This window comes from Microbacterium sp. NPDC019599 (assembly GCF_040632175.1).
GTDB lineage: Bacteria > Actinomycetota > Actinomycetes > Actinomycetales > Microbacteriaceae > Microbacterium.
This window is the reverse complement of sequence record NZ_JBEYBL010000013.1, coordinates 80052-93431: the sequence shown is the minus strand read 5'-3', so window position 1 is coordinate 93431 and position 13380 is coordinate 80052. Positions and strand designations below refer to the sequence as shown.

Annotated in this window: 13 protein-coding genes; 3 read left to right on the top strand and 10 right to left on the bottom strand. The window is 72.4% G+C overall.

Annotation, left to right across the window (positions count from 1 at the left end; translation table 11 throughout):
• Positions 1-6 precede the first annotated feature (6 nt).
• Positions 7-669: a translation initiation factor IF-3 gene (infC, locus tag ABZ477_RS18260; RefSeq protein ID WP_360136100.1), complete on the bottom strand. Its 663-nt coding sequence runs from the start codon at positions 667-669 to the stop codon at positions 7-9.
• 234 nt (positions 670-903) lie between these two features.
• On the opposite strand from infC, the gene ABZ477_RS18255 reads away from it, so the two are divergent.
• The gene (locus tag ABZ477_RS18255; protein WP_360136098.1) at positions 904-1323 is read left to right on the top strand and encodes a DUF1844 domain-containing protein; all 420 of its coding nucleotides are present in this window, start codon (positions 904-906) and stop codon (positions 1321-1323) included.
• A gap of 98 nt (positions 1324-1421) precedes the next feature.
• On the opposite strand, the gene ABZ477_RS18250 is transcribed toward ABZ477_RS18255, so the two are convergent.
• The 7 genes from ABZ477_RS18250 to ABZ477_RS18220 form a co-directional block, all read right to left on the bottom strand.
• Positions 1422-2906 (bottom strand): aminotransferase class V-fold PLP-dependent enzyme, encoded by a 1485-nt coding sequence (locus tag ABZ477_RS18250; RefSeq protein WP_360136096.1) that lies wholly within the window; start codon positions 2904-2906, stop codon positions 1422-1424.
• Between the two features lie 112 nt (positions 2907-3018).
• The gene (locus ABZ477_RS18245; RefSeq protein WP_360136094.1) at positions 3019-3804 is read right to left on the bottom strand and encodes an SseB family protein; all 786 of its coding nucleotides are present in this window, start codon (positions 3802-3804) and stop codon (positions 3019-3021) included.
• Positions 3788-4534, bottom strand: a complete 747-nt coding sequence (gene priA / locus ABZ477_RS18240) for a bifunctional 1-(5-phosphoribosyl)-5-((5-phosphoribosylamino)methylideneamino)imidazole-4-carboxamide isomerase/phosphoribosylanthranilate isomerase PriA (RefSeq protein WP_360136092.1) — start codon at positions 4532-4534, stop codon at positions 3788-3790. Before priA ends, ABZ477_RS18245 begins: the two co-directional genes overlap by 17 nt.
• Before the next feature lie 60 nt (positions 4535-4594).
• Positions 4595-5239 (bottom strand): imidazole glycerol phosphate synthase subunit HisH, encoded by a 645-nt coding sequence (hisH, locus tag ABZ477_RS18235; protein WP_360136090.1) that lies wholly within the window; start codon positions 5237-5239, stop codon positions 4595-4597.
• Positions 5236-5838, bottom strand: a complete 603-nt coding sequence (gene hisB / locus ABZ477_RS18230) for an imidazoleglycerol-phosphate dehydratase HisB (RefSeq protein ID WP_360136088.1) — start codon at positions 5836-5838, stop codon at positions 5236-5238. Before hisB ends, hisH begins: the two co-directional genes overlap by 4 nt.
• On the bottom strand, positions 5835-6929 hold the full coding sequence (locus ABZ477_RS18225; RefSeq protein WP_360136086.1) for a histidinol-phosphate transaminase: 1095 nt from the start codon (positions 6927-6929) through the stop codon (positions 5835-5837). Before ABZ477_RS18225 ends, hisB begins: the two co-directional genes overlap by 4 nt.
• A 17-nt stretch (positions 6930-6946) precedes the next feature.
• A complete protein-coding gene (locus ABZ477_RS18220; RefSeq protein ID WP_360136084.1) occupies positions 6947-7324 on the bottom strand; it encodes a LysM peptidoglycan-binding domain-containing protein in 378 nt (125 codons plus the stop codon).
• A 256-nt stretch (positions 7325-7580) separates the two neighbouring features.
• On the opposite strand from ABZ477_RS18220, the gene lexA reads away from it, so the two are divergent.
• Entirely contained in the window at positions 7581-8261 is a 681-nt protein-coding gene (gene lexA, locus ABZ477_RS18215) for a transcriptional repressor LexA (protein WP_360136082.1), read from the top strand.
• Positions 8262-8370: 109 nt separating this feature from the next.
• Entirely contained in the window at positions 8371-10029 is a 1659-nt protein-coding gene (locus tag ABZ477_RS18210) for a hypothetical protein (protein ID WP_360136080.1), read from the top strand.
• Here the strand turns inward: ABZ477_RS18210 and metE are convergent.
• Positions 10026-12362, bottom strand: coding sequence for a 5-methyltetrahydropteroyltriglutamate--homocysteine S-methyltransferase (gene metE, locus ABZ477_RS18205; RefSeq protein ID WP_360136078.1), 2337 nt, complete (start codon positions 12360-12362; stop codon positions 10026-10028). The two genes, ABZ477_RS18210 and metE, sit on opposite strands and share 4 nt — an antisense overlap.
• Positions 12359-13315, bottom strand: coding sequence for a methylenetetrahydrofolate reductase (locus ABZ477_RS18200; RefSeq protein WP_360136076.1), 957 nt, complete (start codon positions 13313-13315; stop codon positions 12359-12361). Before ABZ477_RS18200 ends, metE begins: the two co-directional genes overlap by 4 nt.
• Positions 13316-13380 lie beyond the last annotated feature (65 nt).

The window sequence follows — 13380 nt, the reverse complement described above, 5'->3', positions numbered from 1 at the left end:
GGGGCGCTACTCGGCGGGTGCCGAGTCGGCCGGTGCCGGGGTGCCGCCGCTGCGGGCGGAGCGAGCCGCCTCCTTGTTGGCGGCGCGCTGAGCGTTCTGCTCGGTCTTCACCTCGGACTTGTTCTTGTGCGGTGCGATCACCATGACCATGTTGCGGCCGTCGATCGTGGGGTTCGATTCGACCGTCCCGAACTCGGCCACGTCCTCCGCGAACTTGCGGAGCAGGCGGACGCCCTGCTCGGGACGCGACTGCTCGCGACCGCGGAACAGGATCATGGCCTTGACCTTGTCACCCGACTGGAGGAAGCCCTCTGCACGCTTGAGCTTGGTCAAGTAGTCGTGGGCCTCGATCTTCAGACGGAAGCGGACCTCCTTGAGGACCGTGTTCGCCTGGTTGCGTCGGGCCTCCTTGGCCTTCTGCGCAGCCTCGTACTTGAACTTGCCGTAGTCCATGATCTTGACGACGGGAGGCTTCGAGTTGGGGGCCACCTCGACCAGGTCGAGATCTGCCTCCTGAGCGAGGCGCAGCGCCACCTCGATGCGGACGACGCCGACCTGCTCACCCGCGGGTCCGACGAGGCGGACCTCGGGGACGCGGATGCGGTCATTGGTGCGGGGATCGCTGATGCGGAACTCCTCTTTCGTGCGTGTGGGTGGCCACCGCGACACGATGAGCGTCGCGGGCGGAAGAGCATCGCAATCCACCCCGCACGACGCGGAGCGCCGGCTTTCTGCACCCTGACCCGTCCGACGCTTCGCATCGCGGGCTACCCCGGCCGCAAGCGGACGGGGCGGAGTGCGTGACCCGGTAGCCTGGAGCGGCAAGCGCGGGTGGGATGTGATCCTCTTTCGTTCCGGAGCAGAACGCTCCGGAGCCCGCCATAGTCTAGCAGAGAGAGCGGCGTGGACACGATTCGAGGCGACCAGGGCGATCCGGGCACGACAGACGAGGCGTCCGACGCCGAGCGCCTGGCCCGCTGGGAGGAGCAGGAGCGGGCCGCGGCATCCGCCACGCGCGACATCGCGGACGTGCCCGCCGTCGAGGTCATCACGACGACCGCCGTGCACCTCATGAGCGCCGCCGCCGTGAAGGTCGGCCTCGCGGACGACCCCGCGGACCAGACCGATCTCGACGAGGCGCGCAAGCTCATCAACGCGCTCGCCGGGCTCATCACGGCGGGGGCCCCCGAGATCAGCGACATGCACGCCCGCTCGCTGCGCGACGGCCTGCGGTCGCTCCAGCTCGCCTTCCGCGAGGCGTCCGTCATCCCCGACCCGATCGGCAGGGGCCCGGGCGAGAAGTGGACCGGCCCGGTCAACTAGCGACGGACAGCGTCGGCCGGCTCCAGCCCGTCGACTGAGGACGAGAAGCGGGGGCCGGCCCGCCGACTGAGACGGGATGCCGCGGCCCCGCGCTGCCGTCAGCCCCGGACGCCGAGCTCAGCGGCGCCGCGGGCGACGGCGTCGACCGTGCGGCGCACGGCCTCGGATCCCGTGCCGCGATTGCTCACGGCGAAGCGCACGACGGTCCGGCCGCGCCACGTCGACGACGAGGCCCACACCGTGCCTTCCTCGCGGAGCCACTCCCCCAGCGCCGCCGTCGCATCATCGTCGGGCGCCGCGAGGCACACCTGCGTGAACACGACGTCGTTGAGGACGCTCATCCCCGGGATCGCCCGGAAGCCGTCGGCGAGGGCGGTGGCAGCATCCGCCAGTCCCTCGACGAGTTCTGCGACACCGCTCCTGCCCAGTGACCACAGCGCCGCCCACACGGGGACGCCGCGCGCCCGGCGCGACATCTCGACCACATGGTCGAACGGATCGGGCACGCCCGCGACGGACGGCAGGTACGCTGCCCGCGCGCCGAGCGCCGCCCGCATCGCCGCCTCGTCCCGCACGATCGCGACGCCGCAGTCGTACGGGACGTTGAGGGTCTTGTGTGCGTCGGTCGCCCACGAATCCGCGTCTGCGAGACCGGCGATCAGATCCTGGAAGCGCGGGCTCGCGGCCGCCCAGAGCCCGAAGGCGCCGTCGACGTGGACCCAGGCGCCTGCGAGGTGCGCGACCTCGATCGCCGCAGCGAAGTCGTCGAATGCGCCCGAGTGCACATCGCCGGCCTGGAGAGCGACGATCGCCGGCTCGTCGCCGTGTCTATGCAGCGCCCGGGCGAGCCCTGCGACGTCGATGCGCCCCTGCTCGTCGGCGCCGACGGTGACAGGTGCGCCGAGCCCCGACATCCGTCCCGCCAGCACGACCGAGGCGTGCACGGCATCCCCCGCGAACAATCGGACGTGCGGGGCCCGCTGCAGGCCGAGTGCGGGGTCGACTCCGCGCTCGCGGAGGACGGCGTCCCGCGCAGCGAGGAGACATGCGAGATTTGCGCTCGTCGCGCCGGTCGCGAAGCCGACGCCGCTCTCGCGCGGCAGATTCAAAAGGTCGAGCAGCCAGTGCCCTGCGGTCTCTTCGAGGGCGGAGGTCGCAGGCGTCGGCTGACGGGGCCCGGTGTTCTGGTCCCAGGCGGAGACGAGCCAGTCGGCCGCGAGCGCCGCCGGGTAGGCGCCGCCGATCACGAGGCCGTAGAAGCGCGGCGAGCCCATCGCCATCAGACCAGGCTCGGCGGCCGCGACGAGCTCGTCGACGACGGCGGCCGCGTCGCGGCCCTCGTCGGGGAGGGCCTGGTCCAGGCGCTCGAGCATCGCGTCTGCAGCGATCTCAGGACGGACGGGCCGCTCGCCGAGCGATTCGAGCCACGCCATGGCGTGACGATGCGCCGCGTGCAGCGGCCGGCGGTACTCGCCGTCCGCCGAGGCGGCTCCCTCGCCGTGGTGGGGCTCGGCGTCGTGCCGCGCCCAGTCGTGGCTCATGTTGTGCTGTCGCGCATCATCGCGCGTGGCGCCGTCGTCCATCGCGAACCTCCCCGAGCCGATCGCCGAGGCGATCCTCCGCCCGGGTGAGCGCCGCCGCAAGGGCCCCGGCCCGCTCGAGGTCCGCCGTGAGCCACGGGGACGACGGATGCTGTCAGCCGCGCGCGAGCTTGACCGTGAGCGAGTCCACCAGCACGGCGATGCGGTCGTCGGCCGCCCAGCGCTTGGCGAGCCGCGCGAGGACGGCGTCGAGCTCGACCTGGTCGAGCCCCGGCATGAGCTCGAGGCGGACGACGAGCTCGGGGCCGCGCAGGCGGCCGGTCGGATCGCCGGGCGCGACCGCGAGGTCGAGGACGGCGAGCTCGCCGCCGATGCTCTCCTGGAGGCCCGCGAAGACCTCGGGAGAGACGAAGCTCGGCTCCCAGTCCAGGCCCTGCGCGATGGCCCACACGGCGGGACGGCGGAGCACGTGCTCGGTCTCCGAGCCCGGATCGATCACGATGAGGTCGGTGTCGTCTTCGGCCGCGGCCAGAGCCGTGCGGACGCCGTCCGCGGGGACCGGCCGGGCCGCGGCATCCCACCTGCCCATGGCCTGGACCGACGTGAACACGGGCAGCACGCGGCGGCCGTCGGGCGCGGCGACCGTGACGATCGAGAGCTCCTGCGTCTTGTCGACGACGAGACCGTGCGGACCGACCCCGTGCTCGCCCTTCTCGGCGACGAGGGGGATGAGCAGGCGAGCCGAGCGGTAGGCGTCGACGATCGCGACGAGGTCGCCCGTGCCCTCGCGGAACGCGAGCAGTGCCGCCAGCAGCCGAGGATCGGCGGAGCCGTCGTCGCTCGAGTGCGGGTTCGCCTCGAAGCGCCGGCCCTCCCAGGGGACTCCGGCCGAGTCGGCGCGGTGGTCGCCGTGGGCGTGCGGATCAGTCTCCGGCGACATCCAGCGCCTCGGCGAGCGTGAACGCGCCCGCATACAGCGCCTTACCGACGATGGCACCTTCGACGCCGAGCGGCACGAGGTCGCGCAGCGCCGCGATGTCATCGAGGCTCGAGATGCCGCCTGACGCGACGACGGGCTTCGGCGTGCGCGCCGCGATCTCGCGCAGCAGCTCGAGGTTCGGGCCGCGCAGCGTGCCGTCCTTCGTGACGTCGGTCACGACGTAGCGGCTGCAGCCGGCCGCCTCGAGGCGGTCCAGGACCGTCCACAGGTCGCCGCCCTCGCGCGTCCAGCCACGTGCCGCGAGCGTCGTGCCGCGCACGTCGAGGCCGACCGCGATGACATCGCCGTAGCGGCCGATGACGTCGGCGGCCCACTCCGGGTTCTCCAGCGCCGCGGTGCCGAGGTTGATCCGCGAGGCACCCGACTCGAGCGCGGCCTCGAGCGTCGCGTCGTCGCGGATGCCGCCGGACAGCTCTACCTGCACGCCCTTGACCTGCTTGATGACCTTGCGCAGGATGCCGGCATTGCTGCCGCGCCCGAAGGCGGCGTCGAGGTCCACGAGGTGGATCCACTGCGCGCCCTGCTTGGCCCACTCGAGCGCCGCGTCGACGGGGTCGCCGTAGCTCGTCTCGGTGCCGGCCTCACCCTGGGTGAGTCGCACGGCCTTGCCGTCTGCGACGTCGACCGCGGGGAGCAGGATCAGTTCGGGCCGGGAGGCGAAGTCGTTCATGAATCCTCGGTGCGTGTTCGTGCCGCGGGACGGTTCCCGCGCAGGGCACGAGTTCAGAGGTTAGCCCCTGTCGAGGCCCTCGATCCAATTGGCCAGGAGCCGGATGCCGGCCTGCCCTGACTTCTCGGGGTGGAACTGGGTCGCGGACAGGGGCCCGTTCTCGACCGCCGCGAGGAAGGGCGACGCGCCGTACGAGCACCACGTGAGGGTCGGCTCGGGGAAGGGCGGCTGGACGTCCAGCTGCCACTTCTGCGCCCCGAACGAGTGGACGAAGTAGAAGCGCTCCTGCTCGATGCCGTCGAAGAGCCGGGAGCCCTCGCCCGCCTCGACGGTGTTCCAGCCCATGTGCGGGAGGACCGGCGCATCGAGCTCGGTGACGGTGCCGGGCCACTCGCCCAGACCCTCGGTGTCGACGCCGCGCTCGACGCCCCTCTCGAAGAGCACCTGCATGCCGACGCAGATGCCGAGCACGGGTCGGCCGCCGGCCAGGCGGCGGCCGATGAGCTCTTCGCCGCGGCTCGCGCGCAGCGCCTCCATGACGGCCCGGAACGCGCCCACCCCCGGGACGACGAGGCCGTCCGCGTCGAGGATGAGCGCGCGGTCGGAGGTCAGGCGCGCGTCGGCGCCCGCGGCGTCGAGCGCCTTGACGGCGGAGTGCACGTTGCCCGAGCCGTAATCGAGCACCGCGACGAGCGGTCGCGTCACAGCGCGCCCTTCGTGCTCGGGATGCCCTCGATGAGCGGATCGAGCGTCTTCGCCTGGCGGAAGGCGCGCGCGAAGGCCTTGAACTCGGCTTCGGCGATGTGGTGCGGGTCGCGCCCCGCGAGGACGCGCACGTGGACCGTCAGGCCCGCGTTGAACGTGATCGCCTCGAAGCAGTGGCGCACGAGCGAGCCCGTGAAGTGCCCGCCGATGAGGTGGTGCTCGAAGCCGGCCGGCTCACCGGAGTGCACGAGGTACGGGCGTCCCGAGATGTCGACGACCGCCTGCGCGAGAGCCTCGTCCAGGGGGACGAGGGCGTCGCCGTAGCGCGAGATGCCGGCCTTGTCGCCGAGCGCCTGGCGGATCGCCTGGCCGAGGACGATCGACACGTCCTCGGCGGTGTGGTGCGCGTCGATGTCGGTGTCGCCCGATGCGCGGACGGTCAGATCGGTCAGCGAGTGCTTCGCGAACGCCGTCAGCATGTGGTCGAAGAACGGGACCGTCGTGTCGATGTGGCTGCGGCCCGTCCCGTCGAGGTCGAGCTCGAGCTCGACGGTGGACTCGCTCGTCGCGCGGCGGAGCGTCGCGGTGCGTGCGGTCATGCCGCTGATTCTATCGAGGCGAGGGCGTCCAGGAACGCGGTCGTCTCGTCCTCCGTGCCCGCCGAGACGCGCAGGTGGTGCGGGATGCCGACGTCCCGGATGAGGACGCCCCGCTCGTAGAGCGCCTGCCACGTCGCGGCCGGATCGGCGACGCCGCCGAAGAGGACGAAGTTCGCCCAGGAGTCGAGCGGCTCGTAGCCGAGCGCGTCGAGCGTCGCCGAGATGCGATCGCGCTGCTCGACGATGTCGTCGACCATGCGCAGCATCGTCGGGGCGTGCCGCAGCGCGGCCGTGGCAGCCGCCTGGGTGAGCGAGCTCAGGTGGTACGGCAGCCGCACGAGGCGGAGGGCGTCGATCAGGGCGGGGTCGGCGGCGAGGTAGCCCACGCGGGCGCCGGCGAACGCGAACGCCTTGCTCATGGTGCGCGAGACGACGAGCCGCTCGCGGTCGGGCAGTAGCGTCAGGGCGGAGCGCTCGTCGCGCGGCGCGAACTCCTGATACGCCTCGTCCACGATGACGATGCCGTCGGTCGCGTCGTAGACGGCCTCGATGGTCTCGAGCGTCAGGGGCGTCCCGGTCGGGTTGTTCGGCGAGCACAGGAACACGACGTCGGGCCGGGCCTCGGCGACCTGCGCGGCGGCGCTGTCGGGGTCGAGCGTGTAGTCGTGCGCCCTGGTGCCCGCGACCCATCGGGCGCCCGTCCCGCTCGTGAGGAGGGGGTACATGGAGTACGTCGGCGCGAAGCCGAACGCCGTGCGACCCGGCCCGGCGAAGGCCTGCAGGATGTGCTGGAGCACTTCGTTCGAGCCGTTCGCCGCCCAGATCTGGTCGGCCGTGAGGCCATGCCCGAGGTAGTCGGCGAAGCCCTCGCGCAGCGTCGTGAACTCGCGGTCGGGGTAGCGGTTGACGTCGCGGAGCGCCCGCGCGACGGAGTCGAGGATGTCGTCCGCGACCTCTTGCGGCACGGGATGCGTGTTCTCGTTGACGTTGAGAGCGACGGGCAGAGGTGCTTGGGGGGCGCCGTACGGCGTCTTGCCCCGAAGGTCGTCGCGAAGCGGAAGCTGGTCGAGGCGAGCGGTCACCCCTCCCATGGTACGGCTCGCGAGGATCACCGTCCGGGCGCGTACTCAGCCGGGATCGCGATCCGCTCGCCTGCCGAGACGGTCACGCCCTCGAGGGCGTTGAGACTCACGATCGCGTCGACGACGTCGCGCGGGTCGGCGCCGGGCGCGACCTCCTCGGCGATCGACCAGAGCGAGTCGCCCGCCTGGACCGTGATCGTCTGGAACGTCGCCGCGGGAGCCCCGCCCGCACGCGACGCGAGCGCCGCCGAAGTACCGCCGATGAGCGCCGCGCTGAGGGCGATGATCGCCGGCAGCGCCGCGACGGCGGCGAGGAGCCGGCGCCCGCGCGTGGTGAGTCGGAGGCGCGTCCGCGGAACGACGGGGCTCGCGAAGCCGGGGGTCGTGATGCCGATCGCGCTCATGGCGTCCTCCTGGTGAGAAGAGATTCGGATCCGCCTCTCGGCCGGGAGAGGCGGTTCCGAACCTGTATTCCGAAGCTATCTTCGATAGAATCCGATGTCAAGGACCGATAAGGGAGCCGGACCGTCGAACGCGACACGCGCTGCGAATGCTGCGCACCACGCCGAGGACCGGATACCGTTTCGATGGAGCCACCCCACCACGGGCCTCCGACATTCGAAGACGACTGCCCTTCGAGACGCGAGACAGGAGCCGCACATGAGCGACGCGATGGGCCGCGACAAGCCCCAGACCCGGCGCCGCAAGAGCCTCAGCGACAAGCAGCTCGCGATCCTCGAGGTCATCCAGCGCTCCATCGCGCGCCACGGCTATCCGCCCAGCATGCGCGAGATAGGCGACGCGGTCGGACTGAAGTCCCTCTCGAGCGTCACGCACCAGCTCAACCAGCTCGAGCTGAGCGGCTACCTGCGCCGTGACGCGGGCAAGACGCGCGCCATGGAGGTGCTCATCGACCTGCCGGGCGCCGCAGCCGAGAACCCCGCCGACACGGCTCCCGCCGTCGGGGACGCCGCCCTCGTGCCGCTCGTCGGCCGCATCGCGGCCGGCGTCCCGATCACCGCCGATCAGCAGGTCGAGGAGATCTTCCCCCTCCCCCGGCAGCTCGTCGGCAAGGGCGACCTGTTCATGCTCAAGGTCTCGGGCGAGTCGATGATCGACGCCGCCATCTGCGACGGCGACTGGGTCGTCGTCCGCTCGCAGGCGACCGCCGACAACGGCGACATCGTCGCGGCGATGCTCGACGGCGAGGCGACGGTCAAGACGTTCCGCCAGCGCGACGGCCACACGTGGCTGCTGCCGCGCAACTCCGCGTTCGAGCCGATCCTCGGCGACGATGCGACCGTCCTCGGGAAGGTCGTCGCGGTCCTGCGCGCCGTCTGAGCCGGGTCGCCCACGCGGGACGAGGCGCCCGCCTGGTCGATGGCACGCCCGAGGGCACCGGTGCAGAATAGGCCGCAAGGCGCCGGGGGGCGCCACTGAGAGGTGGGACATGTCCTCGTCCGAGATCGACGACCTCCGCGCCCAGGTCGAGCGGCTGCAAGCCGAGAACGCGACCCTGCGCACCGCTCCCGTCGAACCGGCCGCCGCCCCTCCCAGGCGGTCGCGCGGCACCTGGCGAGCGTTCGTCTCGGCGCTCGTCATCGTCATCGCGTCGATCCTGGTCCCGGTATCGATCGTGGCGGCGTGGGCCCGCGTACAGCTCGTCGACGAGGAGGCCTTCGTCGCGACGCTCGCGCCGCTCGCGCAGGACCCCGCCGTGCAGCAGCTCATCATCGACGAGGCGATGGATGCCGTCAACGCCAACGTCGACTTCGACGAGCTCACCTCGAGCGTCTTCGACGGCATCGCGCAGCTCGGGCTCCCGCCGCGAGCGCAGGACGCCCTGCAGCTGCTCCAGGCGCCCGCCGCTGCGGGTCTGGAGAACCTCGTCACGACCGCCGTCACGCGCGTCGTCGAGTCCGACGCGTTCGCGAACGTGTGGGCGACGACGACCCGGGCCGCGCACCGCGCCCTGACGACGGCCGCCACCTCCGACGGCGGGGGCCTCGTCGTCATGACGGACGACGGCGTGGGCATCCAGCTCGGAGCGATCGTCGCGCAGGTCAAGCAGAACCTCATCGACCGCGGCATCGGCGTCGCCCAGGTGATCCCGGCCGTCGACAAGGTCGTCATCATCGGGACCGGGTCGGCACTCGTGACGATCCGCACGACGTATGCGATCGCCTCGACGCTCGGCTTCTGGCTTCCGATCATCACCCTCGCCCTCTTCGGGCTCGGCATCCTCATCGCCCGCCGGCGCTCCGTCGCCGTCATCGGCACGGGCATCGGCTTCGCGGTCGGCGGCGGAGCCCTGGCCCTGGGGTTCGCGGTCGGCTACCCGCTCATCGGGCAGGTCGGCGCCCAACTGGACCTGTCCGTCGCGGGCCTCGACGTCATCTACGGCGGGCTCATCGCGTCGATGCACCAGACCGCCGCGATCATCGCGCTGCTGGGTGTCTTCATCGCCGTGCTCGGCTGGTTCATGGGCCGGTCGGCTCCCGCCGAGCGCTCGCGCGGCTTCGTGCGCAGCATGAACTCGGCCGTGCGGCGCCGGCTCGCCTCGCGGGGACTGAACACGGGCGGCTTCGGCCTGGCCCTGGCCCGCTACAAGATCGCGATCCGCGTCGTGATCGCGGTCGTGGCGGTCCTCTGGCTCTACGCTCTCCGGCCGCTGTCGGTCGGCGACGTGTTCCTCGTCATCATCGTCTCCTTCGCCGTCGCCTGGCTCCTCGAGCTGCTGCAGCGGCGCCCCGAGGAGCTCGAGGCGCTCGACGCCGAAGAGAGCGCCGCCGAGCAGGCCGCGGCGGATGCCGAGGTGGCCGCGGCGGATGCCGAGGTGGCCGCCGCCCGCGCGGAGGCGGCCGCGGTGTGGGCCGACCCGGGCGCGGGCGATGCAGAGATCGTCGGCGCGGACGCCGGGACTGCGGCCGGGGACTCGCAAGCGGCGCTCGTCGGAGCATCCGTCGACGCCTCAGCGGCCGGCGGGAACGCGGATGCCCCCGGCGGGAACGGGCTCGCCCCGGCCGCCGACGCAGACGCCCCGGCGGAGACCTCCGAAGAGGCTCCGGCCGAGGCGCCCGCGAAGAAGCCCCGCACTCCGCGACGCTAGACCGCCACGCCGATCTCGGCGCGGACGAGCCGCGTCGCCTCGACGAGGTTCTGCAGCGAAGCGACCGTCTCGGGGTACGCGCGCGTCTTGAGGCCGCAGTCCGGGTTGACCCAGACCTGCCGCACGGGCAGCTCGTCGACGGCGCGGCGGAGGAGATCCGCGAGCTCGGCGACCGAGGGCACACGCGGCGAGTGGATGTCGTAGACGCCCGGTCCGACCCCGTGCGCGAAGCCCGACGCCGCGATGTCGGTGACGACCTCACCCCGGCTGCGCGCCGCCTCGATCGACGTGACGTCGGCATCCAGCGCCGCGATGGCGTCGATCACGACGTCGAACTCGGAGTAGCACAGGTGCGTGTGCACCTGCGTCGCGGGCGCCGCCCCCGCCGTCGCAAGGCGGAAGGAGTCGACCGACCACGTGAGGTAGGCGGGCTGATCGGCGGCCTTGAGAGGCAGCAGCTCACGAAGCGCGGGCTCGTCGACCTGGACGATCCGGATGCCGGCGTCCTCGAGGTCGGCGATCTCGTCGCGCAGCGCGAGGGCGACCTGGTCGGCCGTCTCGGCCAGGGGCTGGTCGTCGCGGACGAACGACCACGCCAGGATCGTGACGGGACCTGTCAGCATGCCCTTGACCGGCCGGTCGGTTAGCGACTGCGCGAACTGCGACCACGGCACCGTGATGGGCGCGGGACGCGAGACGTCGCCCCACAGGATCGACGGGCGCGTCGCGCGCGAGCCGTACGACTGCACCCAGCCGTTGCGCGTGACGGCGAAACCGGCGAGGTGCTCGGCGAAGTACTGCACCATGTCATTGCGCTCGGGCTCGCCGTGCACGAGGACGTCGAGGCCGAGCTCCTCCTGGAGCCCCACGACCGACGTGATCTCGAGCCGCACGAGCTCCTCGTACTCCGCCGTCGAGAGCTCACCGCGGTCGTGCTGCGCGCGTATGCGCCGGATCTCGGCGGTCTGCGGGAACGATCCGATCGTCGTGGTCGGCAGGACCGGCAGGTCGAGCGCAGCATCCTGCGCCGCCGCGCGCGTCTGGTCGTCGGCGCGCTCGAGGTCGACGGGGGTCAGGGCGGCCGCGCGGGCCCGGACCTCGCCGTCGCGCACGCCGGGCGCGCTCAGCCGATCGGCGAGAGCGGCGGATGCCTCGGCGAGCTGCGGCGCGATCGCAGCGCTGCCCTCCGACAGGCCGCGCCCGAGCGTCGCGACCTGCCCGACCTTCTGATCGGCGAACGCGAGCCACGACGACAGGCGCGACCCGAGGTCGGGCTCATCCTCGACGTCGTGCGGCACGTGCTGGAGCGACGTGGACGTGCCCACGGCGACAGCGCGGGCGCCGAGCGGAGCGAGCTTCCCGAGGCGCTGCCACGCACCCTCCAGATCGCCGCGCCACACGTTGCGCCCGTCGACGACTCCGCCGACGAGCGTCTTCGTCGCGAGCCCTTCGACGGCGCGCGGGACCGCACCGCGGGTCAGATCGATCGCGAGCGCCTCGACGGGGGCTGCGGCGAGCGCCTGCCAGGCCTCGTCCGACAGCTGCGCGTACGGGGCGGCGACGAGGATCGCGGGCCGGTCGGCCGCGCCGCCGAGCACGGCGTACGCGCGGGCCGCGGCATCCGCGAGATCCGCCGCGGGGACAGGGAGGCTCTCGCTCACGAGGGCGGGCTCGTCGAGCTGGACCCATTCGGCGCCGGCCGCACGCAGGCTCGCGAGCAGCTCCACGTAGACGGCCAGGACGTCGTCGAGCCGGTCGAGCGGGCGGAAGTCGGCGGGGGCGACCTTCGTCGCCTTCGCAAGTGCGAGGAGCGTCACGGGCCCGACGACGACGGGCCGTGTCACGAAGCCGTCGGCGCGCGCCTCGGCGACCTGTCGCGCGAACCGGTCGGTGGACAGCGAGAAGGGCGTCTCGGGACCGATCTCGGGCACGAGGTAGTGGTAGTTCGTGTCGAACCACTTGGTCAGCTCGAGGGGTGCGAGGTCGCCCTCGCCGCGGGCCGCGGTGAACGCGGCTTTCAGGCCGATCGACCCGTCCTGCTCGCGGAGGTGCGCGAAGCGCTCGGGCAGCGCGCCCACGGCGAGCGCGGCATCCAGCACCTGGTCGTAGAACGAGAACGACTCGGGAATCGACGAGTCCTCGCGGCCGAGTCCGAGCGATGCGAGGCGTTCGCGGGTTGCGCGCCGCAGGTCGGCGGCCGCGGCCTCGAGCGCGCTCTCGTCGAGCGTGCCGGCCCAGTGCGCCTCGACGGCGCGCTTGAGCTCGCGGCGCCGCCCGATCCGCGGATAGCCGAGGATCGTGCCCGTGGGGAACGCCGGTGTCGTGTCGGTCATCGTGCTGCCTCCAGTGGGGTGGGGTGTGCCAGGACGCCCGCCTCGCGGAGGACCGTGAGGACGGTGTCGTGGTGGTTGAACGCGTACAGGTGGACGCCGGGCGCGCCGCCCGCGACGACGGCGCGGACGAGTGACGCGGCATGCGCGACGCCCACGGCCCGCTGGCCCTCGGCCGTGGGCTCGACCTCGAGTGCGACCGCGAGGTCGTTGGGCAGCTTCTCGCCGGTCAGCTCCAGCACGCGGCGCAGGCGCGCGGGCGACACGATCGGCATGATCCCCGGGATGATCGGGATGCTGACACCCGCCCGGCGCGCGCGCTCGACGAAGCAGAGGTAGTCGTCGGCGTAGAAGAAGAGCTGCGTGATCGCGAAGGTCGCGCCCGCCGCCTGCTTCGCGAGCAGGGCATCGATGTCCTGGCCGGGGTGGCGCGAGCGGGGGTGGCCGCTGGGGAACGCGGCGACGGCGATCTCGACCTTCTTGCGGCGGTCGACGCGCGCTGCTCCCGGGACGCCGGGGATCGACGACTCCGTGTAAGGGGCGCGCTCGATCTGCGCACGATGGATGAGCTGCACGAGCTGCGCCGCGCTCTCGAGGTCGCCGAGGAAGTCATCCTCTTCCGAGGCGCCCTCGGGCGGATCGCCCCGGAGCGCCAGGAAGCTCGTGATGCCCGCGTCGAGGAACTCGCGGATGAGCCGCGTCGCCTCCTCGTATGTGGTGCCGACGCAGGTCAGGTGCGCGAGCGGCTCGATGTCGGTCGTCTCGCGGATGTGTCGCACGAGCTCGAGTGAGCGGCCGCCTGTCGACCCGCCGGCGCCGTACGTCACGGAGATGAAGCGCGGGCCGGAGGCGGCGAGGTGCCGGATGGTCTCGTGGAGTCCCGCCGTGGCCGCGTCCGTGCGAGGCGGATACAGCTCGAACGAGAACGGTACGGCGTCGGGGATGCTCGAGGGCATGGCGCGCATTTCGCTAGAGGGACGGGAGGCCGGTGTTGCCGCGGCGCGCACCACCTCTGGAGAGA